This window comes from Pseudanabaena sp. PCC 7367 (assembly GCF_000317065.1).
Taxonomy (GTDB): Bacteria; Cyanobacteriota; Cyanobacteriia; order Pseudanabaenales; family Pseudanabaenaceae; genus Thalassoporum; species Thalassoporum mexicanum.
On the sequence record NC_019701.1, the window covers coordinates 3,657,025 to 3,681,332 of the forward strand.

Sequence of the window (24,308 nt, forward strand, 5' to 3'; positions counted from 1 at the left end):
CATTGCCACCAATGGCTGAGGCAGGCAGCAATCAGTATAATGATCTTCACCTTGCCCAGTCAGCAAAGATTTGTTATGGATAGTTGCAGGATCGAGACAGGTTTAAATGGGTTGGCGCTAAGCATACTGAGAATCTATAACCATTGATCAAACGCTAAAACGCTTAGTCTTTATTTAGTCTTCGCTTAGTGTTGCTGGATCTTCTGGTTGGATTGGCAACTGGCATGGCAGCTTGACCTGGAAAAAGCCCTTCTTGCCTGGTTCGCTGATGTAGTGAATCTCGCCACAATGGCTATTTACAACAATGTCATGGCAAATTGAGAGCCCCAGTCCGCGACCAGAACCGACTGGTTTGGTGGTGAAAAATGGGTCAAAGATGCGATCGCGGAGATCTGCCGGTACACCAGCGCCAGAGTCCTTGATTTTGATTAATACATGCTCGCGTAGATGCTCATTCAGCCCAGAATTAGTTTCTGTTGGGTCTTCCTGCACCGCTTTGGTTTCGATCGTGATTGAGCCAAAACTGCCGATCGCATCAAAGGCATTTTCCAGCAGGTTATAAAACACTTGATTTAGTTGGGCGGGGTAGCCTTCCACCTGGGCGGATTTGCCATATTTCTTGACAATCACCATATCGGGCAATAATCGACTATTCAGGATCGCCAGACTACTATCCAGACTGGCATTAAGCTCAACCTGGCAAAATTCAGCGCGATTCAAGTTGGCAAAGGTGCGGAAAGTGCCGACAATCTCTCTGATTCTGGTGCTTCCCTCCTGCATTGATTTCAGGATTTTGGGAAAGTCCCGGCAAACATAGTTAAGATCGACAGCTTCGTTAATCCTGGCCACAACTTGCGGCACATCATCATAGGACGTGGTGTAGGCATCTAGTGCCTGGGTGAGGTTCGCCACATAGTTTTGGGCATAGGGAATATTGGCATAGACAAAGTTATTGGCATTATTGATCTCATGGGCTAGGCCAGCCGCCATTTGTCCCAGGCTTTGCATTTTTTCCCGTTGGATAATTTGCATTTGGGTGTTGCGCAACTGCGCGATCGCTAGCTTTAATTGCTCTGCCTGGTCTTGATATCGCTGTGCTGAAGCCTGTACCTCGCCATATAGCTCCGCCTGCTGGATGGCGATCGCCACTTGATCTCCCAATTGCTGTAGGGTTTCGATTTCGGTATTCAGCCATTCTCTGGGGCTACTGCATTCGTGGGCAATCAACAACCCCCAGAGCCGATCGCCAATATTGATCGGTACGACTAGATTGGCCTTAACTTGCAGGTCTGCCAGAAAATCAATGTGACATTGATCAAGCTCTGAAGTATGAATATCATTAATTGCCTTAATCCGGCCTTTTTGATATTGCTGGGCGCGCTCCGGTGTAAAGCAAGTATCTGAGACATATTTGTCCATTACCGATTGCCAGGGCGATCGCACATCTTCAACCACCACCTTGCCATCCCACTCCGTCTGGAATTGATAGATCACGACCCGATCGGTGTCCAGCAATTTGCGGATCTCACGGACTACGGTTTTTTGAATTTCACTGAGGTTCAATGAGCTGCGGATTTGATTACTAACCAGGCGCAAAATTGATTCTCGTTCAGCGGTATGCCTGACCGTGGCAAACAATTCTGCCTGTTGAATGGCGATCGCCATCTGGTCAGCCAGTTGCACCAGTAATTTTTGCTCCCATTCCTGCCAAACCCGCTCATCTCGACATTCATGGGCGAGCAGCAATCCCCATAATTGATCTTTAATAATAATTGGCACTACCAGATTGGCTCTGACTTGCAGCGCCTTCAGGAAATTGGCATGACATTCATCTAAGCCAGGATCGGTTTGAATATCTGCGATCGCCCTGACTCGACCTTCTACATATAACTGCCCATATTCTCCGGCAAAGCAATTGTCTGCACCCATCTCACCCAAGATCGAAGACCAGGGCTCGATCACCTCTTCGACTACTACCTGGCCACGCCAACCTTCAACGAAGTGATAGATCACCACTCGATCGGTGTCAAGCAGTTCCCGCACCTCCCGCACTGCGGTTTGCAAAATCGAGTCCAGGTTCAATGAGCTACGAATCTGGTTGCCCACCAATCGCAATAATGACTCTCGCTCTGCCTGTCGTTGGGTTTTTTCGTAGAGATTGGCCTGTTTACGAGCCGCCTCGATCAGGGCTTGCTGTTCTTCGATCGATAATGAGCCTCGTGATGGTGCAGTTGGTGTGGTTTCAGCAGCGAGAGATGCGGTATTTTGATCGCGGTTTCTGGTATTCATTGGCAGTTGCAAATTAGAATTATTAAAAAATGCCCAGTTTTATGCTTAGCTATATGCCCAGTCAAACTGTCATAGCCAGAACCCAAACTAGTTCTGGTTTAGCCAAGTAAAGGCTCAGCAAATCGAATATTAGTATTTTAGGGAGATGTGAATGCTTAGTAAGCAATCACCTAGTTAAGTCTATCCATCTTCATTTCCCCCACTTGCCAGCCTAATATTTAGGCTTAGACAATTTCCTGCGTGATCTGACGTATTTAATCCAAACCTCGACTTTGATTTAATCTGGTGCAGTCTGAATTAAGTAGTAATCAGGAGCAGAATTATTGATCTTTTTATTGATCTTTTAGGTCAGGATGTTTCGATCGCAAATCCACATATTCTATGCGGCCAGTATGAAGCAATAGTTAGAATTTGATTAGGCTGTAAACATACAAATATCTCTTATCTCTCTAGGGAGAAAGCATTACTAAGCTTTTTCGATATCTGATCAACACATGCTTACCAGCACCCACAATTCCTAAGCTGCCGACTTGTCATTTAATTAACTAAATGCCCCGCTTATCCACATTTACTCACATTTACTAAAGCCTAGCCAGCCCATCTAGCCCAGCCAAATAAGGCGCTTACAATCATCCTAGCACTAACTTTATGGGGTAATTCTTAGCAATAAATTAAAATAGCGATCGCTTAATTCTGGCTGCACTCTAACCCAAAAACTGGCATCCAAAAAAAGTGCTTATTTTATTTTGATTGTAATCGCGTCTATGGCTTAGAATTAACAATTGGAGAGATGGCAGAGTGGTCGATTGCGTTCGACTTGAAATCGAATGTTGTGAAAGCAACCGGGGGTTCGAATCCCCCTCTCTCCGTTCTAAGGGGCAAGACATTGCAAAGTAGGGGTTCTAGGGTTCTAGACTTCTACTTCACTCGCTTCATTGCCCAATTCTTCTGCCACTACATTTTCCGGCTGGTTGGGTTGATCTAAGTTGGTTGGTTCTAAATTAGGCTCCGAACTAGACGATGCCCCAGAGCGCAGCTTCCACCATTCGATCGCCGGCGGGATGGCAAACCAGGCCAACACGATCGCCAATGCCGACAGCCCGAACTTGAGCACATAGTTCACCAACCTTTCGAGCGGGATAAAACTCCCGGCAAAGTAGGCCAGGCTGGTCATGGTTGTGCCCCAGGCGATCGCCCCTGCCGCATTAAAAAACAAAAAGCGCGGATAGGACATGCCCGATAGTCCGGCCAAGGGGCCAGCAAAGATCCGCAGCAGGGCAATAAAGCGACCAAAAAATACGGCTCGATCGCTATTGCCACTGAATCGATCCTTAGCCTTATCGATTTCGGCCGGGTCAAGCTTGAATAACTTACCCACCCACTCTAGAAAACCATCGCCACCCCAGCGCCCCAGCCAATAGCCAAAATTGTCCCCCACCACCGCGCCACCGATCGCCGCGACTAAAACATTGGCAAACAATAATTCCCCACTTCCGGCCAGAAAGCCACCCACCAGGGTGATCGTTTCACCGGGGAGGGGAATGCCGGCATTTTCCAGCATGATGCCAAAGAAAACTACCCAATAACCATATTGTTGAGCTAAGTCTTTTATTTCAGCGAGGGTGAAAAGCTCTAGGGACATAAAAATCTGTGACAGTATTTTTGATTAGAGAATGACGATTATTGGATCTAATTAATTACAAATTAGTAGTCCACCACAAAGAATTTGATGCTTAATTTGCGATTGTGATAACTCTTTTGCAAGAGTGCAACCAATCATAATTAACGTGATCGAGTAGTAGTTTGCAGATCAAACGCAGGCAAACTAGTTAAGTTCTATTAGTCCTAACTAGATATACAAGGATACGCAACTATATCTGCACTTGTTTAAGTTGAATTTTGCTTGATCAGCACCAAAAACTTAATCAATTATAGGTGTTAAGCCCAAACCCCAAATTAAGCTCTGGTTAGAGTTTTGCTTGTAAATGCTTAAAATGCTTGTTTTCTTGGCTCAGATCTGCAATTTGCTAGTGCAATTTCAATAGTCCCCTGGAGCAAGAGGAGCGATCGCTTCGCTATAGCTTTGAGCCAAATATTGCTGATTAAGATCAACTTTTCACAGTATTTTGCTGGAAACAGCCCTAAACAGAATTAATCTCGATCGAATTTTAATTCTCAGCTCAATCCAGCTAACATATGAAAATTCGAACACCATGAATCCAGGTATAAGTGCGATCGCATGAGATCTAAATTCCATCAACTAGCTAAACAGTTCAAGTATCTCTTGAGACAGCCAGATCAGCTCGCCGCAACGAACCTACAACAACTAGAAGCCGGCACGATCGACAAGAACACCTTCTATGACAATCTTACTTTTGAAATCATTAAGCGGGTGCTACGGCCAAAGTCAATCTGCGTGGATGTGGGTTGCAACTATGGTGAGATCTTGAAGGTAATGATCGAGGCTGCACCACAGGGCAAGTTTTATGCATTTGAGCCCCTGCCTGATCTCTACAAATGGCTAACCGAACACTTTGAGCATCATTATCCAGGACAAAATATTCATATATATGATGTCGGATTAAGCGATCAACCGGGCAAAAAAAGCTTTAACTATGTGATCGATGATCCAGCGCTGAGTGGCTTTACTAAACGCGATTATTTTGGTGTTGCCCATCAAGATCAGCAAATCACGGTTAAAATAGCGCGACTTGATCAAATTGTGTCGATCGCAGAAAAAATTGACTTAATCAAGATCGACGTGGAAGGAGCCGAGCTAGAGGTTTTGCGGGGTAGTGTGAATATCATCAAGCGCTGGCAGCCGGTGATTGTGTTTGAGCATGGCTGGGGGGCGGCGAATGTCTATGGTACGGAACCAGAAGATATTTATGATTTGCTTTGTGGCGATTGCGGCCTGGGTATATCCACCCTGGAAAACTGGCTATCGAACCGTAATCCTATGTCCCGCCAGGATTTTCATCACCAATTTCACCACGGCAAAAATTATTTCTTCATTGCCCATCCAGCGCGTAAATTTGGCCTGTGGTATTGAGGCTAATAGTGCTAATAGTTAAGAGGAGGGTTATCCAGCTACCTTCTGGGCAAAAGGCTTTTAATTTCCTGCCACAAAGGCGATGAACCACTATCGGTATGCGGATTAGTTAGTACACCCTGGCTGGGGCTGAACAGTAGCGCCAAGATAAACAAGCCAAAGGCAAACAGCACGATCGCCGGGCCAGAGGGAATATTCGTGAAATAGCTCACATAAATACCACTGAGACTGGCGATCACCCCAAATCCAGCCGCCAGAAGCATCACCTGATGAAAGCGTGGCACCAGCAAATAGGCCGTGGCTCCAGGGGCAATTAGCAAGGCTAACACCAGCACTACACCCACAATCTTGAGGCTGGCCACGATCGTCAGGGCGATCAATACCATCAGACCCAGGTTAAGTAAATTGATCGGTAAGCCATTGGCCTGCGCCCCCAATGGGTCAAAGGAATAAAACAATAATTCCTTGTAGAGCAAAATAATCACCGCGATCACCGCCACCGCAATGATTGCCGTATCGCGCAGGTCATTAAAGGTCACCGCCAGGATATTGCCAAATAGAAAATGATTGAGATCGATCGGCTCGTTTTTCTGGATTATAGTGATCAAAATAATCCCCAGGGCAAAAAAGGCTGAGAATACAATCCCCATCGCCGCGTCTTCTTTGATGTCCGATCGCGCCCTGATCCAGTTGATCACGATCGTGCTGAGGATGCCGGCAATGAATGCGCCAATTACAATACTGGCCTCGAGGGCATAGGCGATCGCCATGCCTGGTAGCACCGAATGGGAGATCGCATCCCCCAGCAAAGCCAAGCGTTGCACCATCAGGTAAGTACCAACTACGGCACAAATTAGCCCTACCATCACGCCCACACTGAGCGATCGCTGCATAAAAGGGGCGCTGAACGGTTCGATTAATTTACTGAATAATATACTGGGCAATAACATGAATGATTAAAGGGTTGAATATTAAGCAGGGCGATCGCTCTTACTCATACTGGGTTAGACAGATCAGAGCAAGAACACCAGGCATAATTTTTAAAATTAGCCCAGGATTCTACGTGCCATAACCAAGCCTAGCACCTAATCATAATCACTTCATAATTCCCCGGCAGTTGATTTGATTCTTAACCTAGGAGCTGCATATCTGATCGCAATGTCTGACATTTATGCCTATTACATATAAAGAGATTTTTATACATAAAAAGATTTAATTATGAGAGCTGGTCTAGCTCCGTTTGCTGAAACCCGCTCTTAATTAAGCTGCTCTTGATTAGTAGCATTACCAGCCGTATTAACAGGCGCAATTCGAACCGCAACTCTAGATGGAATCAATGATTCATAGCCATTTTCAATCATCAACGATCGATAGGTCTTATAGTGGCCGACCGCTAATTCCTGCTGGCTTGTCTCCCACAACGAATCAGCCAGATTAATATGGGCGGCGGTGCGTTGGGGATTTTCTACCACCACAGCACTCAGTACCTTAACTGCATCAACATGATTGCCAGCCTTTTGGAGAAAATAGCCATAGTCATTCAGTTCCAGAATGTAGTAGGGGAAATCCAGGCCGATTCTGTTCCAGGCCGAGATCCACCGATCCGGCATTTCTACCTCTTGGCCAGGTTCAATTAAACCTACTAGATCACTGGTGAGATCAAACATTAATGCCAAGCGATCGGCGGCCTTTTGATACTGTTTGGTGCGGTAATACACCAGGGCGGCAGCATGACCCTGGATCAGGGCTTCAGAAATCTGAAACTGGCAGATATGCGTTGCTGGGTCGGTAATCCGCCAGGGCTTGGCGGCAACGATCGCCCGCGATTGCCCCCTTGCTGCCATTGTGACCAGCCGTTTAATTTCCTGTGCCGATTTTTGGGCAGCCTGTTTGGTTCGGCGATCGCTAATCGTCGAAATCTGTTTAAGCAATTGCCCAGACCGATTAGCTACTTTTTGAGCAGCGCGATCGTCGATCGTGGCTTTGGTTGGCTTTGAGGGAGAGGTTAACAGGGAAATGAATAATGCGATCGAAAAAATCAGAATATGACCTTTAGCCATCTTTCAATGCCTTATCTAGAGTTGGGCTGGCAGTATATAAATACCTAAATCCAGCGCACCCATAGATGCGATCGCACTGTCCGGTTATGTGACCGAGTTATGGCGATGATGTTTTAATTCGTTAGCGCCCTGATACTTAACTAATGCTTTAAATAGTCAAGCTTGAATATAGTACAATAACTTAATTAGCTCGACAATTGATCGTTAAGTATTACTTAATTACAATACTAATCACTATTAAAACCAACAATTGTAAAATTCCTGGGTAGCTATGCCAGTTTTTGTGATTGCCACAGGCTAGATGGCCGAAACCTTCGCTGGTCTCGCCTAAGCCGATCGGCTGCTTTGCATTTTTAGTAACATCTGGCTCAGTGTTCCCTATTAATCCATTTTACTTAACTAATTGGGATGCGATCGACTGCAATTTATCCACATTCTTCATCAAACCGCTGCGATCGTGATTATTTCGCTTCGAACCTGTTTTTCTACCAGAATTCTACTTGAGCTGATGATTCAAATGATAAATTTTTAGCCATAGCAATCTCATACCTATTCCATTCTTTGCATAAATTTGGTGTAAAAAGCTCAAACCCGCCAAAGCCATCTAACACGATCGGGTTATTGACTTTGCCAGATAGATTGCGGTCTAATAGCGTGAGTTTATTGACGCTGATTAGCACAGAAGTAGATTAAGGGTGGACGGTCATTATGTGCGGCATAGTTGGATATATTGGCGATCGCAATGCAAACGAGATCCTGATCGCAGGACTCAGAAAACTGGAATATCGCGGTTATGATTCCGCTGGCGTAGCCACAATTGCACCGGGTACCAATCAACTGCAACGGGTCAGAGCCAAAGGGAAGCTAAACAACCTAGCCCAAAAGCTAGAACAACAGGATGCCCATGCAAAGCCTGCCTCGATCGGCATTGGCCATACCCGCTGGGCCACCCACGGCAAGCCAGAGGAACACAATGCCCATCCCCACATCAATACGATCGGCTCCCTGGCAGTGGTGCAAAATGGCATTATCGAGAATTACCATGTTTTGCGCGAAGAACTAAAAGGGCGCGGCCATAGGTTTGTGACTGAAACAGACACCGAAGTAATCCCCCATTTGATCTCGGAATTCTTATCCCAAAACACCCTCTTAGAGGCAGTCCGGATCGCGGTGAGCAAGCTAGAAGGAGCCTTTGCGATCGCTGTACTTTGTGCCGACTTCGCCGATGAATTAATTGTGGTGCGTCAGCAAGCGCCCCTGGTGATTGGTTTGGGTGAGCATGAAAATTTCTTTGCGTCCGATACTCCCGCGCTGGTGGCCTACACCCGGAAAATTTTGGCGCTAGATAATGGCGAGATCGCTCGATTGACCAGTAGCGGCGTAGAAATTTATAACTTTGAAGGCGATCGCCAGCGACGCAGTCCCCAGACCCTGAACTGGAATCCAGTGCTAGTAGAAAAGCAGGGCTTCCGGCATTATATGCTCAAGGAAATCCATGAACAGCCAGGGGTAGTGCGCGCAGGATTAGCCAGTTTTGTGAATGAGGCCGATCGAATTAACTTAAAACTGCCCGATCGGATCCTTGATCAGATTCAGAACGTGCAAATTTTGGCCTGTGGCACCAGTTGGCATGCTGCTTTGGTGGGTAAATATTTACTAGAACAATTGGTGCATATTCCCACCAGCGTGCAATATGCCTCCGAATATCGCTATGCACCGCCGCCAAACCTGCCAAATACGCTGGTGATTGGGGTGACTCAATCGGGCGAAACCGCTGACACGCTGGCTGCCTTGGATCTGGCTAAGTCCCGTGGCGATCGCTGTCTGGGAATTACCAATCGCCCCGAAAGTTCGATCGGGCGGATTGCCGATAGTATTCTCGATACCCAGGCTGGGATTGAAATTGGCGTGGCGGCAACTAAAACATTTATGGCGCAATTGTTAATGTTTTACCTGCTAGCGCTGGATCTGGCCGATCGTCACCAGACCATGCCACCGGATGCAATCAAAGATATGGTGATCGGGTTGCGCCAATTGCCTGCCCACATGGAGCGCATTCTGGAAAGCCAGGAGCGTTATATCGAGCAGCTTGCCCATAGTTTTACCCATACCAGGGATTTTATTTATCTGGGGCGGGGTGTGAATTTCCCGATCGCCCTGGAAGGTGCATTAAAACTCAAAGAAATCAGCTATATCCATGCGGAGGGTTATCCGGCGGGTGAGATGAAGCATGGCCCGATCGCTTTGCTGGATGAGGATGTCCCCGTAGTGGCGATCGCTACTCCCGGCAAGGTATATGAGAAGGTGCTTTCTAATGCCCAGGAAGCCAAGGCCAGGGATGCCCAACTAATTGGGGTCGCGCCCCTGGAAGATCCGGTGGCCAATGAAACCTTTGATCATCTCTTGCCCGTGCCGATCGTGGATGAAATTCTTTCGCCGATGCTCACGGTAATTCCGTTGCAGCTCATGGCCTATCAGATCGCCGCCCATCGCGGTTTGGACGTGGATCAGCCACGCAATCTGGCCAAATCGGTCACCGTGGAATAACCAGATGAATAGCTAGAGCATGCCTGCTTCAGGTTATATTGCAAAAGCAATAATTATTTTTAGATCTTCTACTTCAAGCAAATATGCCGCCGATTCGTCGCCCTGCGCCCGCCCTGCCAATGGTGGAGAGTGCTTTTCTGGCCAGTGCCACCGCCCTGATTTTTTTTATTAACTTTTATTTTCCGCTTGGCCCCCTGCTGCGGATGTTCTTTCCGATTCCGATCGCACTGGCCTATTTACGCTGGGATCGCAGAGCGGCAATCATGACTATGATCGTGACGTTTTTGCTCCTGACCGTATTAATGGGGCCAACCCGTAGTATTCAGTTTTTGATTCCCCACGGTTTCATTGGTTTATTTCTGGGGGCATTGTGGCGGCGGCGATCGCCCTGGCTGGCTTCAATTTTTACGGGCACCGTACTTGGCACCCTCGGTTCAATTTTTCAACTTTATCTGGTGTCGCTGTTGCTGGGTGAAAATGTGTGGATCTACCTAACCTCCCAGGCGGCAAAGTTTGTGGGCTGGATTATGGGATTATTGGGCTCCCTTGATGAACCGCAATTATTAATCGTGCAGATTGTAACCGCTGGCGGCATTGTATTTAGTAGCTTGATGTATATGATTCTGGTGCATCTGGTGGCATGGGTGTTGCTGGAGCGCTTAGGTAATCCGATCTCTCCGGCACCACAGTGGGTTGAAAATCTTCTTGATTAACTTCAAGATTGAGTCAAGCTTGACTTTATTAAAATAAGAGCAATACGAGTGATGATTAGGTCATTTATGCAAGCAGTTTGTTAATAGGTAGACTCTAATTTCGCGGACATTAGCTTTCGTCTTTTTCATATTGATATTGTCAAATTAGGGACTGAGAAAACGTATACTTCGAGTTTTGCGCCAGAGATTTGAGGACATATTGAGGACATATATAGTCCCCTGATTTAGATCATTGGAATAGCAGAAAGTATCAGCTTAATTTTGGGGAAGCAGGAATAATCTTGGCCAGGAATTATGAATTTTAACAACGTCATAGTTGAGCAGACATTCTTGCATTATTAAATTTTTGTTTTGTTTAATGCCTAAAAAAAATTTTTTGGCCAATATGGTTAGTAGGTAAATGTGCTTGTAAGCAAGTCGTAGCAATAAAGACAAGTATGATGCATAAGCTGAGTGCGATCGGAAAAACTCTATTTTGCTAAAAAACACTTGCAAACTAGCTTTCCAGCCAATCCGATCTATTGCTACGATATAGTTGTAGTGTTAACTAGTTGCTAAGGAAACGATACCCACCATGATCAATGCAGCACAACTCAATCAAGCCCATTCAGGTAATCCAATTAACCTATCCGAACGCGAACTTCAAGTGATTGAGCTAGTTGCCTCCGGATTGACTAACCAGGAAATTGCTGCTCGCCTGGAAATTAGTAAACGCACGGTTGACAACCATATCAGCAATATTTTGACTAAGACTCATACAGATAACCGTGTGGCGCTGTTGCGATGGGCATTGCAATGGGGCAAAGTATGTATTGATCAGGTCAATTGCTGCACCTTGAATATTCCTGCTGCACCAGAAGGATTACAGAGTGTTTAAGCAGTTAGTTAGTAATACTCAGCAGAAATTTCGAGTGGAGTATGCTCCCAAACAATTGCCATTGGCAGTTTATCGGGAGCTTGCTGCCCACTTGGATCAGGTTGAGTCGATCGCCACTGAGTTAATCTGGGCCGATCGCCAGGAATTTGACTATGCTGATAGTCAGATCGCTGGGATCGAGATTAAGTTTATGCAGGTGGGAAGCGATCGCCAATATGCTTTGGTGGAGTCGATTTTGAACTATTACGGTAGCTGGCATCTAGTTAATGCCAATGTCTCCTTAGAACAGGCTGAAGCCCATGCCGCATCACGAGTGGGCACCATAAACCCATAGGTAAACCCATAGTTATAGTTAGGTTATTGAGCTGTAGATGCTTAACTTAGAGCGTTTCGTTTATAGCTTTCTATTGATATTAATATTGACTTGCCAGGTGCCAAATCGTTATGGTTAGTGCTGCCAAGTAATGATTTAGCAATCGAGTTAAGGATATATTTGCTGGCAGTGGCGACAGGCTGAGGCTGCAAAAGTAGTAAAAATGAGTAAAAAATTTCAAGCTCCTAGGGGTACCCGTGATATTTGGGCACCGGAGGTTACCTATTGGCAAAAGTTTGAGACCACAGCGCGACAAATTCTGGGTCGAGCAGTTTATCGAGAAATTCGCACGCCAGCATTTGAGTTCACGGAGCTATTTGCCCGTGGGATTGGTGAGGCGACCGATATTGTCGGTAAGGAGATGTATAGCTTTACTGACAAAAAAGGGCGATCGCTGACGCTGCGGCCAGAGGGTACGGCTGGAGTAGTGCGGGCATATATTGAAAATCGGTTGTTTGCCCAGGGTAATATCCAGCGGCTGTGGTATATCGGCTCTATGTTCCGGTATGAGAACCCCCAGGCGGGGCGGCAACGCCAATTTCACCAGCTAGGGGTTGAGGTGTTGGGGAGTGATGACCCGCGTGCTGATGTGGAAGTGATTGCGATCGCTGCTGACCTGTTGCGAGAACTGGGCTTAAGCGATCTAGTAGTGGACTTAAATTCCGTGGGTAACAGCGAAGATCGCCAGAATTACCGGGATGCCCTGGTGGAATATTTCACGCCCTTCATTAACGAGCTAGATCAAGATTCGCGCGATCGCCTCGATCGTAATCCCTTACGGATTCTAGATAGTAAAGTACCGCGTACCCAGGAGATCGCCACCGAAGCGCCGAGCATTTTAGATTATCTTGGCGCTGCCTCCCAGAAACATTTTGACAGCGTCCAGACATTGCTGAATGATCTGGGCATTGCCTACAAAATCAACCCTCGTTTGGTGCGGGGGCTGGATTACTATACCCATACTGCCTTTGAGATTCAGTCGGCTGATCTGGGGGCACAATCGGCGGTTTGTGGTGGTGGTCGCTACGATCGCCTGGTGGCTGAATTGGGCGGCCCTGATACCCCGGCGGTTGGCTGGGCATTGGGGATTGAACGCCTGACGATTTTGTTGCAGCAGATCGCCACATCTGGAACCAATAACCTGAATGCGATCGATTTTTATCTGGTATCGCGGGGTGATCAGGCCGAACCGGAGGCGGTCAAAATTGCCCAGAAGTTGCGCCATGCTGGATTTAGCGTCGAGATTGATCTCAGTGGCTCCAAGTTTGATAAGCAAATGAAGCGGGCTAATAATAGCGGTGCGATCGCGGCTTTGCTCCTGGGCGATCGAGAGGTGAATGATAACCAAATTCAACTGAAGTGGTTGGCATCGGGTGAGCAAGAAGCAACTAGCTTGTCAAGTCTGTTGGCTGAGCCAGAACAACTGCGATCGCAATTGAAACGTGCTAAACAACAAGGCTCTGATTAGCAATGCTGGGCAAAGAAAAAACAAATTTAAATTATCCGTTTAACCCAAAAACTTAATTAATGCTTGATTTAACCTACGCCTACATGTTTCCTGTGGCGATCGCCATCTCAACCGTAGCGATGGCCTCTGGGGTGGAGGGCGGTACTTTTTTTGCACCAATTTTTTTATTAGCGATCGGCTTGCCCCCCGACATTGCGATCGGGGCGGCTTTGATTACGGAAACCTTTGGGTTTACCAGTGGCTTGGTTGCCTATGCCCGCCAGGGAGCGATCGATTATCGGCTGGGCGGCTCGCTGTTGTTATTTACAATTCCGGCAGCAATTTTTGGCTCCTGGCTGGTGCAATGGATCAACCCGATCGCCCTGAGTGTGATTTTTGGATTGGTATTGTTGGCGATCGCAGTAAGTTTAATTGTTTCTAGTCAAGCCGATGCGAATGAAGGTGATTCATCGGTAGTTAATAGCTTTGGGGTGAACTCCTTGACCACAAATCAATCTGAAGCTCTGCTTGAAGATTCTTTAACTCAAGATGAATCTACTGCACCCAGTTCCAGGGCAAATTATCTGGGTGGGGCGATCGCGGTGGCGGGTGGTGCTTTGCTGGGCATGATCGCTACTGGTCTGGGCGAATTGAATGGATTTTATTTGCTTAAAATCAAGCGTGTTCCTGGGACTACGGCAGTAGCAACCAATGTGTTTGTGGTGGCGATCACGGCGATGACCGCTTCGATCGGCCAGTTTAGTTATTTCCTGCATCAGGGCGGCACTGCCCTGGAAACTCTGGTGAGTGTGGTTACCTTCACGGTGCCTGGGGTAATTATTGGTGGCCAGATTGGTGCGTTTGTGGCGAAGCAAATTTCTCAACATGCCCTGGAAAAATTCCTGGCGGTAGTGTTTGCATTGGTGGCAGCGATCTTGCTGCGGAATGCTTTGCCTTCGGTAACCGACAGCCTGGTCAGTATGCTTTGAGAATCTTTTACTCTACGATTGGCCAGATATCGCAAAATTCCCTGATCTCGCCAATCAATTCAGTTTCCTGGTGTGCCACTAGTCGCAAATCGGCCATGACTGGATCGGCTAATTTTGAATTGCTGATTAGGGCGATCCTCTCCTGTTCTAGGCCAGCAATCCATTGACTATTTAGTTTGATGTATCTGGCTTTAAATTCATTTAGCTTGCTGTGTCTCAGTTGAAGCTGGTAGGCTATCTCGATCTTTTCATTGTAGTTAGCCAGGCTTTGATCAACTAGTGCCAATTCGCGCTCTTTTCGAGTGGTGGCGATCGGTTGGTTGGGTTGCTTGTTTTCTCTGATGCTCTCAAGTTCCGGTTGATAGGTGGCTGCCCAAAAGCGATCGCATTCTTGCTCTAACATTGGTTCACAACTACTGAATAAGGTGGATGTGGCAATAGCGATTAAACCTAAACGGGTGTTAAGCATATTTAAAATATTAACCACTCAATCAACCTGATTGATCGCCTCGATTAGCTCATGCAGACGACCATAGCTGTGGCGATCGAAGTAAAAAATCAAGCGCGGTAGGTTGGCGATTTCCGGTTCATCCTTTTCTGCCTTCAGCGCCCCGCAGCGGCTAATATCACCTTTGCGCACAATATCTTTAAACGATCGATTCAGGCTTGCTAGATGAGTATCGCTAATTTCCTGATTGAGCCGAATTACAAATAGATCGCCCACCCAACGGCTGGAATGATAGACCTGATAAAAATTGGTAATCAGCTCACAGGCGCGATCGATATTATCAGTAATTGTATATAAACTACGATCCTCCGGCGAGATTAATTGGCGATCGAGAATATGCTCACGCATATATTCATCCCATTCTTGCCAGTAGTTACCGCCAGGTTTGTCGATCAACACAATTTGTTTAGGGGTGGATTTGCCTGTTTGGGTTAGGGTTAAACATTCAAATAGCTCATCTTGAGTACCAAAACCGCCAGGGAATAGGGCGATCGCATCGGCTTCGCTCACAAAAAACAACTTGCGCGTAAAGAAATATTTAAACTCCACCAGCTTAGAACTTTCTTGGACATAGGGGTTAGAGTCCTGCTCAAAGGGTAAATCGATATTTAAGCCAAAGGAGCCTTGCTCACCTGCCCCTTCATTCCCCGCCGCCATAATCCCACCACCGGCACCAGTGATCACCTCAAAACCCAACTGGGTCATTTTTTTTGCAAATTTCAGGGCTTGTTGATATTCCAGTTGCCCTGGTTTGGTACGCGATGATCCAAACATACTTACCTTGCGGCGGTGGCGATGGGGATGGAAAACTGCGATCGCCCTTTGAATGTCAGTAAGCGAGCCCACAATTAGCTTCCAATCCAGTCGATCGGCATCGGTGCTGCTGATTTGCGCCAGGGTTGATAGGGCTTGGCGAATTAAACCGCCATTTTCTATCTCTGGTAGTTGATCGATGAGGTGATACAACTGCTGGCAAAGGGCAGCTTCTGACTCGGCGCAATTTATTTGTGAACTGGCGATCGACTGATCTATCGATTGGTCTAAAGAATCATTCAGCGGATTTGAGGCGGTCATGGTGTGAGTAATAAAAATATTAGTGAAGCTATTGGTTGTTTTACGGTAGCAGTTTTTAATTGGTGGTGAAGGTGTGCTAGTGCGTTTTTTTAGACTTCTTTGGCACACATAGCGATCGATTAGACGCAATTACTTAACAGTTGTATTGATTTTGCCGGTAGTACCTCACTAAAAAACTAGGGAGCAAGCCACAACCAGCATGTGTGAGATCGTGCCAACCGAATCCATAACGCCACTGATTTAGGCAAGAGATCATTTTTAGATAAGGAAGCATTCCCAAAATCTCTAAATCAAATAAAGTTAAGCCTTGTTTTAGAGGCAGGGCGATCGCCAACGGGCTAGAATATATTTAGTAACAAAGCTTAATATTTAAATACTCAATCATACTCAGTTCTGCTTAACTCCCTGTTTGCTTAAATACTCTATCGATATTTGGTTAAAACTAATTTATGTTTGATGTCTTGATTGTTGGCGGTGGCATGGTGGGAGCAAGCCTGGCCTGTGCTTTGGGGAATAAACACAATAAATTCAATCAAAACCTGAAAGTTGGCCTGGTTGAAGCACGTTCTGGCCTGAAAGCGGGGCAGTTTGGTGCAGATGGTCGCGCCAGTGCGATCGCTTTGGGGTCTAGTTTGATCTGGCAAAATATTGGTGTCTGGGATGGCATGGTCGATCGCGGCGTTACGGCGATGCAATGTATCCAGATTTCCGATGGCGATTATCCCCACAAAGTGAAGCTATGGCAGCGGGATGTGGAGCGTGATGCGCTGGGCTATGTGGTGGAAAACAAAGTTACGCTGGCCTCGCTGTGGCAGTTCATGGCCGATTGCGACAACATTGAATTAATTTGTCCGGCCAAAATTCTCGATCTCGACCAGCCGACTCCAGCCAAAGACAGCGATCGGATTCGGGTGAAGGTTTCCACTGATCAAGGTCAAGGTGAGCAACATCTCAGCGCTAAGTTGCTGGTGGCTGCCGATGGCGGGCGATCGCTAATTCGCAGCCTGGCGCAGATCGATACTAGCCAGAAAACCTACGATCAAACCTGCATTGTGGTTACGCTCAAGGCAGAACATTCCCATCAAAATATTGCCTATGAGCGGTTTCAGCACAGTGGCCCCTTTGCGATCTTGCCCCTGGAGGGCGATCGGCTCTGTATTGTCTGGACGGCGACGACGGCGGAAACGCCATATTTACTGAACCTGCCGGAGGCGGAGTTTATGGCGGAGCTAAAAAAAAGAATTGGCGATCGCTTAGTAAATCAATTAGGCGAATTGACCTTGGAATCCTGCGATCGGGCTGCCTATGTACCCCGTTGGATGCACGCTAAGACCTATATCCAACCGCGATTGGCGCTAGTTGGTGATGCAGCACATTCAACCCATCCGGTGGCGGGGCAGGGGATGAACCTGGGCATCCGCGATGTGGGCGCGTTGGCGGAAACCTTGATTAATGCCCAAAATCGAGGCGAAGACCTGGGTAGCATGACTGTTTTGAATCGCTATCAAAATCGCCGCCGTTGGGATAACCTGGGTGTAATTTTATTGACGGATATCACCAATCGCCTGTTTTCTAATCAGTTTGCGCCGTTGCAGTGGTTGCGGCGGTTGGGTTTACTGATTCTGGCTAGCTTGAAACCGTTGCGTCAATTGGTGATGCTGGTGATGATGGGCTTGATCGTAAGGCAACCTCGGCTGGGCGATCGGGAAAGCTAATCATCCCTCTGGGTAAATTTTTAGATGTGCTTTTGCTGGAAATAGCCTAATGGTTTAAAATTCTCCTATTATCCTGGAAATTATCAATCTGGTGGTTAAGCTCTGAGCTATGCCTGTAAACCCTAAAAAGTTGTTGACACGCCGGAATTTAATTTTGGGCTCGCTTGCTGGTGCTGGCCTAACCTCGGCCTTGGCGATCAAGCGAATTAAGTCATTATCAGGTGGAGCGATCGCTAGTGAATTAGACTTGCAGAGTTTTGATTTTGAGACTGTCAAAGTTAATGAATTTGGCAAAATTGTTGATCGCCAGACACTGCAAGGGCAGAAGTTTATGGAGGATTTAGGCTCTGGTGTCCAGCTAGAGATGGTTTCAATACCTGGTGGTAGCTTCCTAATGGGAACTTATCCCAACGAAGAAGGTATTTATGAAGGCGATAAATCGGAGCCACAGCATCAAGTTAAGATCAAGCCATTTTATCTGGGGATGTACCTCATCACCCAGGAACAATGGTTAGCAGTGATGGGGAAATTTTTGAGAGAGCCAAAATATCCAGGGGATAATAAACCGTTAGAGCGAGTTGACTGGATTGGAGCACAAGATTTTTGTAAAGCGTTGAGCGATAAGACAGGTAAGAAATATCGTCTACCTAGTGAAGCAGAATGGGAATATGCCTGTAGGGCAGGAACAACTACCCCTTTCCATTTTGGTGAAACCATCACTACAGATATCGCTAATTATTCAGGAAATGATAAACCATATGGAAAAGGCTCACAAGGCAACTATAGAGGTGAAACAACAGAGGTAGGAGAATTTCCTGCAAACCCCTGGGGTCTCTATGATATGCATGGTAATTTGTACGAATGGTGTGAGGATGCTTGGCATGAGAGTTATCATGGAGCGCCAAGGAATGGAAGTGCACGAAAAAGTGCTTTGCAACTGATAGGTTATCCCTATAGAGTTGTACGAGGTGGTTCATGGATATCGAGCCCACATAGCTGCCGCTCAGCTTATCGCACAGAATACAGTGCAACAGACACCCAAAGTCGGATTGGTTTTCGTGTTGTTTGCTCTGCCGCTTAAGCAATTTGTTGTTAAGCAACAATCTACTGTCCTCGCCTCAATTTAAACCTTTCCCAACCAAAAATCCCCACCCCTACAACCACCAATAAGGGCGTAAGCCAATCGCCCAACCTGGTATACAGCGTTTTGGTTTGCCGTAAATAAACCACATCAGCATGGGTTTCAAAGGTGTTGATCTGCGATCGCCAGATCGTGCGCCCATTTGGATCGACGATCCCTGAATAACCCGTATTCGTTGCCCGCACCGCCCAGCGATCGGTTTCAACTGCCCTGGCCACATCCTGGGCATGGTGTTGGGCTGGCATGGTTTCCGCATAGTGGGCATTATTAGACGCTGTAATAATCAACTCACCGCCAGCGGCAGCCTGGGCGCGGAAATGAGTTGGGAAGGCCGACTCATAGCAAATGCCGATGATAATTTTGCCCCAGGGGGATTCTACTATTTGGCTCGATTTTCCTGGCACAAACTCCCCTTCCAATGGCGAAAGGCGATTAATCAATCCCCCCAGAATGTTCTTGAATGGGATATATTCACCCACCGGCACTAGTTTTACCTTGTTGTAGCGGGACACTGCCGCCCCATTACGATCGATTAAAAACAAACTATTAGTGGCATCTAAGGGATGAGATCCAGGCTGATCAGCCCTGCCATAGGCTCCCAGCCAGATTGGTACTTTTTTGGTTAAAACTGCCCGATCGAGTTTATTTAGAGTTGCATTCCCAAGATTCCCATCAATGCCGCGATCGTATGAAAAAGGCAATGCCCCTTCTGGTGTAACCACCATCTCCACACCGGATCGAGCGAGCTGCGTGTAACCCTGGGCATAGCGATCGAGGCTGATCTGGGTTCCCTGGGGGCTAAATTTAACTGGATTAGAGATATTCCCCTGTACGATTCCTACTTGCAAAGCCTGCCCATTGGTGGCGGTCAAGTGTGGACTATGCATTACCTGAGCACCATACAATGCCATAAACAAAAACAAAAACAACGCCAATCGCAAATAGTGCCATTTCAGCGTCGGCCTAAGACCAGATTCAAGCGATCGCACTCTCAGTAATAATGTTGGCAGTTTTGATTTATATTTAAATCTAACTTTGATCCCAGTTTGAAAGATCGGCAGAATTGCTTCAGCCAGTAAGCCATTAATCACCACGATCGCTGCTGTTACCGCTTGTTGCCCCGACAGCCGCGACATTTGCAGAATCAATAGATTATGCGGACTCTGGGTATAGCCCAAGGCGCTCCAGAATAAAGGCCCCTGCCCCCAGAGCCATTCCAACGCACAGAGCGTAGCAGCAGCAATGATGATTCGGCGCAATGGTGATAACTTTTGGGTTGCTCCCGCCATTACGATCGCCCACAGGATCGGCATCGCCATGCCCCAAACCGTAATAAACAGCCATACCGCGATGGCGATCGCCAAGCTTGCCAGCCAGGTCACCCCCAACCAATCCATGGGATGCACGCCAGTAATCCAAAATAGCGCCATGCCATGATAGGCGAATCCCCAAATTGCGCCCAGGATTGCGGCTGATTTGATGCCCACCTGTTGAGTCAGCAACCACAGTGGTATTAATGCGATCCAGGCCAACCACCACCAGCCAAAGGGATCGGGCGTTAGACCGATCAGAATGCCACCAACCAGGGCGATCGCTAAATGTTGCCAGCTTAGTTTTTGTTGTTTGACTTGCTTAGTTTGACCTGGATATAGATCTGTTTTTTGCTTTGAATAAGACTTGGGTTCTGGCAATGAGTCGGACATCTTGAGCAGATTTTAGCGATTGTTGTAGCGAGGTTACCGCAAAATAGCGAAGCAATAGATTGAGCTAGTGGCACTATGCCTGGAAAAAATTAAGCCTTTAGATCATTTCTGTAACTGGCATGAGTATAACAAAGGAATCAAACTAAAGTAAGCTAGTGCAACCTTTAGAGACTCTTGATCTAAAAAATGTAAAAATAGCGATCGCTCTTACCCACATCTGCTCCAATTAAATTGGGGGATTTCAAGATTATGCATGGCCTCTTTGTTGGTTTGACCACGCTAGATCTAATTTATCTGGCTGCTGCCCCACCCGAACCAAATCAAAAAGTTGTTGCCCAGGATCACCTCATTTCTGGTGGTGGCCCTGCTACAAATGCCGCTGTAGCGTTTGCCCATTTGAGCAGCAAATCTAAAACATCAGAACAGGCCAGGGGAAATAGCAATTGCAAGCTAATTACGGCGCTGGGTAACCATGAGCTAGCTAGCCTGATTTCAGCAGACTTGGGAAAATATGGCGTAGAGATAATTGATCTAGCTGCCGATCGCCAAGACCCTCCACCCATGTCATCGATCGTGGTGAGCCAGGACACCGGAGAGCGATCGGTGATTTCAGTAAATGCGACTGGGCGGCAAATTCCGCTAACTCAATTAGCACGGTTAAATTTTGATCCGCTGGCGGGAGTTGAGGTGGTGTTGATCGATGGTCACCAGATGGATATCAGCGCCAAGATTGCGCAAATGGCAAAGACAAGGCAAATTCCGGTGGTGGTGGATGGGGGCAGTTGGAAGGAGGGCTTTGAGCAGGTTTTAAAGGATTGCGATTATGCAATTTGTTCTAGTAATTTTTTGCCGCCGGGATGTTTTAGTGAAGCGGATGTTTGTGAGTTTTTAAGTCAGCTAGGGGTAAGGAATATGGCGATCACTAAGGGCGCAGCACTGATTAATTATAAATCTGGCGATCGGCGTGGTGAAATTGCCGTGCCAACGGTTAAAGTGATTGACACTCTGGGTGCTGGTGATATTTTTCATGGTGCTTTTTGTTATTATCTTGCCCAGCAAAACTTGGCAGCACCGGAGCTTGACTTAGCAATAGACTCAGCCCAGAAGTTCACCATCGCATTGAAGCAGGCAAGTGCGATCGCGGCTAGGTCTTGTCAGTTTTTTGGTACTAGAAAATGGATGCAGGATGATTGATTTCAATTTGCTGGCGGAAATATTCCCAATTAAGTCTCAAAATCAGGCATCAAAGCTAGGTATCAAAGTTAAGCATCAAAGTTAAGCATCAAAGTTAAGCATTAAAACTCAACGCTTTACCCCGTACCTGAGCATTTACTTTGCCATCCGCAAACACCACTTCACCACCCACGATCGTCACCACTGGCCAACCAGTGAGCTGCCAGCCCTCAAATGGACTCCAGCCGCATTTTGTCAGTAATTCTTCGCGCCGGACAGGCTTGCGAGTCTGGCGATCGACCAGAACCAGATCCGCATCCCAACCAATTCTTAGCTCGCCCTTATTGGGGATTTTATAGGCTTTGGCCGCATTAATACTCATCCAACGACTAACCTGAGCCAGGGTACAGCGCCCATCGGCGGCGGCAGTTAGCATCAGCGGCAGCGAAGTTTCTACCCCCGGCATTCCCGATGGACAGCCAGGATAGGGGCGGGCTTTCTCTTCCAGGGTATGGGGGGCATGGTCGGTGGCAATGAAATCTAAGATGCCATCGTGCAAACCTTGCCACAGCATTTGATTATGCTCAGGCGATCGCAGGGGCGGATTCATTTGTGCCAGTGAACCAAGTTTTTCATAGGCTGTGGTGTTCAGCATTAGATGTTGAGGGGTAACTTCGGCAGTGATCCAGGGCGCTTTATGCTCGCGTAAATATTCCACTTCCTCGCCAGTGGACAGGTGCAAAATATGTAAGCGGCGCTGGTAACGCGTTGAGAGTTTTACCGCTAGCTTGGTGGCCAGCAAAGCTGCTTGATTGTCTTGAATCTCGGAATGAACTGCATTGGGCACATCGGTGGGGGGATCGCCATACTGGCTTAAAATCTCTTGCCGCCGTTGCTTAATTCGTTCCTGGTCTTCGGCATGAACCGCAATCAGCCGCGATCCGTGGCCAAAAATTTTGTCGAGCACTTCTTCTTCGCTGACCAGTAAGTCCCCCTTCATCGATCCCATGAAAATCTTGATTCCACAGGTGGGATTGACACTTAGCAACTCTTCGAGATTGTGGGAAGTTGCGCCAGTGAAAAAGCCATAATTAACTACGCATTTACTTGCCGCCAAGCCTAGCTTATGATCCATTGCCGCCTGGGTCACGGTCAGGGGCTTGGTATTGGGCATTTCTAAAAAGCTGGTCACGCCACCCTTGGCACAGGCATGACTGGCAGTTCGCAAATCTTCTTTATATTCCAAGCCTGGTTCGCGGAAATGCACCTGGGGATCGATGACACCCGGAAGTAGGGTTAACCCCTCCGCTTCAATTGTCTGGTCTGCGGTTTCATCAATATTCTCAGCGATCGCCGCGATCTTCCCCTGGCGCACTAAGAGATCGCCTGTCTGCAAGTTACCATCGGGCAACAGGATCTGAGCCTGCTTAATTAAGATACTCATGGCCAGATACTCCCTAAATCAATCTATTAGTAGCATTTTAATTATGTAACGCGATCGCCCTGCTCAGCTAATATTCTTAGCCTTACTTATTAACTACTTATTAACTCAACATAAGTTTGACGGATTTTTGCGATCCCTGATTTATTGTCACTAGCGATCGCCGGAGCACCCGATTGCTTTGTTAGCGATTGTTTCTGATCGAGCTGATGCTAATTTAGGCAATTCCGGGCTACTTGATCTGATTTACTAATTTATGCTTAAGCAGAAAACCTGGTAGCCAAGCCAGAACCAGGCATGACAAGATTTGGTGTTTATATTGATGAGTTGATAGATTGACCGGAAGTATAAGCTGGATTTGAGTAATCGATTTGCTCTGGATCATGCCGAGTCGGTTTGAATTAGACCACAAAAGGTTCTCAACCATAGCGCTGACTCCAAAATCAGCTTGAAAACTCAAGGTTGAAGTGGTTGAAAATTTATTAGCAAATATTGTCTAAATAAGCAGGAAATCGCTGGTAATCTGGGTCTATCTGGCTTAATCTATAACAGTATTGACATCATAAAAATTAACTTATATTCATTAGGCAGTAGGGTAAGTGAGCGTTCACAGACCAGTTCACGATGTATATGCAAGGGCAGCAGGGGCGATCGCGGTTTCACTCTGCCCAGAAGAAGCGCTTTCGTATTTGGCAAGGATTTATAATACGCTGGTGGTGTTTGAGCCGCCGGAAATTTTATTTGGCTATGCAGATCGACTAATTATTCATTCGCTTGGATTCCCTGATCAGGCTCCGGTTAGATTGCTATGCGATCAACTACTTCAGGAATTTGGCTTTTGTCCAGATACTTTTCCGGCTCTGGCGATTCAGGGATTAGCCACGATCGCCTCAATTTTTGAATATGATGCCGATCGGTTTGAGGATGATTGTGCTGCTCACGGCTATAAAGATCCGCTGCATGTTTGTCAACGGGAATGGGGCAGGGTAGGAATGCCAGCCTGGGGCATCAAACTGGCCGATACTTATTTTTTGAATACGCCCCTTTATGATATTCTGCCGCCGCCTAAGGTGGGTAATGGTGGCTTTTGGTTGCCTCAATCTCCGGCTCAATTGCGATCGTTTGATGTGGCGCTGAAGCGAGATATGGAAGAGGTGTTTTTGGGTGGTGAAATTGGCAGTGAGGATGCTTAATTTGGAGTAAAGG

General features: G+C 47.0%; 18 protein-coding genes, 1 tRNA gene and 1 pseudogene. 12 read left to right on the plus strand and 8 right to left on the minus strand.

The window, feature by feature from the left end; genetic code table 11:
• Nucleotides 1-174 precede the first annotated feature (174 nt).
• Nucleotides 175-2,289 carry a GAF domain-containing sensor histidine kinase gene (locus PSE7367_RS14520; RefSeq protein ID WP_015166113.1) on the minus strand — a complete coding sequence of 705 codons (2,115 nt, stop codon included), beginning with the start codon at nt 2,287-2,289 and terminating at the stop codon, nt 175-177.
• Nucleotides 2,290-3,073: 784 nt separating this feature from the next.
• Here PSE7367_RS14520 and PSE7367_RS14525 point away from each other — a divergent pair.
• Nucleotides 3,074-3,158, plus strand: a tRNA-Ser gene (locus tag PSE7367_RS14525).
• A gap of 176 nt (nt 3,159-3,334) precedes the next feature.
• On the opposite strand, the pseudogene PSE7367_RS14530 reads toward PSE7367_RS14525, so the two are convergent.
• Nucleotides 3,335-3,931: pseudogene (locus PSE7367_RS14530) on the minus strand (DedA family protein); the annotation flags it as partial.
• A 642-nt stretch (nt 3,932-4,573) separates the two neighbouring features.
• Between PSE7367_RS14530 and PSE7367_RS20595 the strand changes: the two are divergent.
• The gene (locus PSE7367_RS20595; protein ID WP_198013420.1) at nt 4,574-5,341 is read left to right on the plus strand and encodes an FkbM family methyltransferase; all 768 of its coding nucleotides are present in this window, start codon (nt 4,574-4,576) and stop codon (nt 5,339-5,341) included.
• Between the two features lie 38 nt (nt 5,342-5,379).
• Here PSE7367_RS20595 and PSE7367_RS14540 read toward each other — a convergent pair whose 3' ends face one another.
• Nucleotides 5,380-6,291: a metal ABC transporter permease gene (locus PSE7367_RS14540; RefSeq protein WP_015166116.1), complete on the minus strand. Its 912-nt coding sequence runs from the start codon at nt 6,289-6,291 to the stop codon at nt 5,380-5,382.
• Between the two features lie 306 nt (nt 6,292-6,597).
• Nucleotides 6,598-7,401 carry a tetratricopeptide repeat protein gene (locus tag PSE7367_RS14545; RefSeq protein WP_015166117.1) on the minus strand — a complete coding sequence of 268 codons (804 nt, stop codon included), beginning with the start codon at nt 7,399-7,401 and terminating at the stop codon, nt 6,598-6,600.
• Between the two features lie 708 nt (nt 7,402-8,109).
• Between PSE7367_RS14545 and glmS the strand changes: the two genes are divergently transcribed.
• From glmS to PSE7367_RS14580, 6 genes are all read left to right on the plus strand, one after another.
• A complete protein-coding gene (gene glmS / locus PSE7367_RS14555; protein ID WP_015166118.1) occupies nt 8,110-9,948 on the plus strand; it encodes a glutamine--fructose-6-phosphate transaminase (isomerizing) in 1,839 nt (612 codons plus the stop codon).
• 83 nt (nt 9,949-10,031) lie between these two features.
• Complete coding sequence (locus PSE7367_RS14560) at nt 10,032-10,661, plus strand: DUF2232 domain-containing protein (protein WP_015166119.1); 630 nt, start codon at nt 10,032-10,034, stop codon at nt 10,659-10,661.
• 574 nt (nt 10,662-11,235) lie between these two features.
• Entirely contained in the window at nt 11,236-11,538 is a 303-nt protein-coding gene (pedR, locus tag PSE7367_RS14565) for a photosynthetic electron transport-dependent transcriptional regulator PedR (RefSeq protein WP_015166120.1), read from the plus strand.
• Nucleotides 11,531-11,872: a hypothetical protein gene (locus PSE7367_RS14570; protein WP_015166121.1), complete on the plus strand. Its 342-nt coding sequence runs from the start codon at nt 11,531-11,533 to the stop codon at nt 11,870-11,872. The genes pedR and PSE7367_RS14570 overlap by 8 nt, the downstream gene beginning before the upstream one ends.
• Before the next feature lie 202 nt (nt 11,873-12,074).
• Entirely contained in the window at nt 12,075-13,379 is a 1,305-nt protein-coding gene (hisS, locus tag PSE7367_RS14575) for a histidine--tRNA ligase (RefSeq protein WP_015166122.1), read from the plus strand.
• A gap of 59 nt (nt 13,380-13,438) precedes the next feature.
• Nucleotides 13,439-14,347, plus strand: a complete 909-nt coding sequence (locus PSE7367_RS14580; protein WP_015166123.1) for a sulfite exporter TauE/SafE family protein — start codon at nt 13,439-13,441, stop codon at nt 14,345-14,347.
• A 7-nt stretch (nt 14,348-14,354) separates the two neighbouring features.
• Here the strand turns inward: PSE7367_RS14580 and PSE7367_RS14585 are convergent, their stop codons facing one another.
• Both PSE7367_RS14585 and PSE7367_RS14590 read right to left on the minus strand, forming a co-directional pair.
• Complete coding sequence (locus PSE7367_RS14585) at nt 14,355-14,750, minus strand: hypothetical protein (RefSeq protein ID WP_156800409.1); 396 nt, start codon at nt 14,748-14,750, stop codon at nt 14,355-14,357.
• An 84-nt stretch (nt 14,751-14,834) separates the two neighbouring features.
• Nucleotides 14,835-15,929, minus strand: coding sequence for an LOG family protein (locus tag PSE7367_RS14590; protein WP_015166125.1), 1,095 nt, complete (start codon nt 15,927-15,929; stop codon nt 14,835-14,837).
• A gap of 449 nt (nt 15,930-16,378) precedes the next feature.
• Here PSE7367_RS14590 and PSE7367_RS14595 point away from each other — a divergent pair, with 449 nt between their 5' ends.
• Nucleotides 16,379-17,644 carry an FAD-dependent monooxygenase gene (locus PSE7367_RS14595; protein WP_015166126.1) on the plus strand — a complete coding sequence of 422 codons (1,266 nt, stop codon included), beginning with the start codon at nt 16,379-16,381 and terminating at the stop codon, nt 17,642-17,644.
• A 109-nt stretch (nt 17,645-17,753) separates the two neighbouring features.
• On the plus strand, nt 17,754-18,725 hold the full coding sequence (locus tag PSE7367_RS14600) for a formylglycine-generating enzyme family protein (protein ID WP_015166127.1): 972 nt from the start codon (nt 17,754-17,756) through the stop codon (nt 18,723-18,725).
• A gap of 23 nt (nt 18,726-18,748) precedes the next feature.
• Here PSE7367_RS14600 and lnt read toward each other — a convergent pair whose 3' ends face one another.
• Nucleotides 18,749-20,488: an apolipoprotein N-acyltransferase gene (lnt, locus tag PSE7367_RS14605; protein ID WP_015166128.1), complete on the minus strand. Its 1,740-nt coding sequence runs from the start codon at nt 20,486-20,488 to the stop codon at nt 18,749-18,751.
• Between the two features lie 249 nt (nt 20,489-20,737).
• Between lnt and PSE7367_RS14610 the strand changes: the two genes are divergently transcribed.
• The gene (locus PSE7367_RS14610; RefSeq protein WP_015166129.1) at nt 20,738-21,682 is read left to right on the plus strand and encodes a PfkB family carbohydrate kinase; all 945 of its coding nucleotides are present in this window, start codon (nt 20,738-20,740) and stop codon (nt 21,680-21,682) included.
• 94 nt (nt 21,683-21,776) lie between these two features.
• On the opposite strand, the gene PSE7367_RS14615 is transcribed toward PSE7367_RS14610, so the two are convergent.
• Nucleotides 21,777-23,105 (minus strand): dihydroorotase, encoded by a 1,329-nt coding sequence (locus PSE7367_RS14615; RefSeq protein ID WP_015166130.1) that lies wholly within the window; start codon nt 23,103-23,105, stop codon nt 21,777-21,779.
• Between the two features lie 596 nt (nt 23,106-23,701).
• Here PSE7367_RS14615 and PSE7367_RS14625 point away from each other — a divergent pair.
• On the plus strand, nt 23,702-24,295 hold the full coding sequence (locus PSE7367_RS14625) for a hypothetical protein (protein WP_015166131.1): 594 nt from the start codon (nt 23,702-23,704) through the stop codon (nt 24,293-24,295).
• Nucleotides 24,296-24,308: the final 13 nt, after the last annotated feature.

Bases quoted from the DNA above. Each gene is read 5' to 3' on its own strand.
- PSE7367_RS14520 (WP_015166113.1), bottom strand. From the start codon at position 2,289: ATGAATACCAGAAACCGCGATCAAAATACCGCATCTCTCGCTGCTGAA.
- PSE7367_RS14540 (WP_015166116.1), bottom strand. From the start codon at position 6,291: ATGTTATTGCCCAGTATATTATTCAGTAAATTAATCGAACCGTTCAGC.
- PSE7367_RS14545 (WP_015166117.1), bottom strand. From the start codon at position 7,401: ATGGCTAAAGGTCATATTCTGATTTTTTCGATCGCATTATTCATTTCC.
- glmS (WP_015166118.1), top strand. From the start codon at position 8,110: ATGTGCGGCATAGTTGGATATATTGGCGATCGCAATGCAAACGAGATC.
- PSE7367_RS14560 (WP_015166119.1), top strand. From the start codon at position 10,032: ATGCCGCCGATTCGTCGCCCTGCGCCCGCCCTGCCAATGGTGGAGAGT.
- pedR (WP_015166120.1), top strand. From the start codon at position 11,236: ATGATCAATGCAGCACAACTCAATCAAGCCCATTCAGGTAATCCAATT.
- hisS (WP_015166122.1), top strand. From the start codon at position 12,075: ATGAGTAAAAAATTTCAAGCTCCTAGGGGTACCCGTGATATTTGGGCA.
- PSE7367_RS14580 (WP_015166123.1), top strand. From the start codon at position 13,439: ATGCTTGATTTAACCTACGCCTACATGTTTCCTGTGGCGATCGCCATC.
- PSE7367_RS14585 (WP_156800409.1), bottom strand. From the start codon at position 14,750: ATGTTAGAGCAAGAATGCGATCGCTTTTGGGCAGCCACCTATCAACCG.
- PSE7367_RS14590 (WP_015166125.1), bottom strand. From the start codon at position 15,929: ATGACCGCCTCAAATCCGCTGAATGATTCTTTAGACCAATCGATAGAT.
- PSE7367_RS14595 (WP_015166126.1), top strand. From the start codon at position 16,379: ATGTTTGATGTCTTGATTGTTGGCGGTGGCATGGTGGGAGCAAGCCTG.
- PSE7367_RS14600 (WP_015166127.1), top strand. From the start codon at position 17,754: ATGCCTGTAAACCCTAAAAAGTTGTTGACACGCCGGAATTTAATTTTG.
- lnt (WP_015166128.1), bottom strand. From the start codon at position 20,488: ATGTCCGACTCATTGCCAGAACCCAAGTCTTATTCAAAGCAAAAAACA.
- PSE7367_RS14610 (WP_015166129.1), top strand. From the start codon at position 20,738: ATGCATGGCCTCTTTGTTGGTTTGACCACGCTAGATCTAATTTATCTG.
- PSE7367_RS14615 (WP_015166130.1), bottom strand. From the start codon at position 23,105: ATGAGTATCTTAATTAAGCAGGCTCAGATCCTGTTGCCCGATGGTAAC.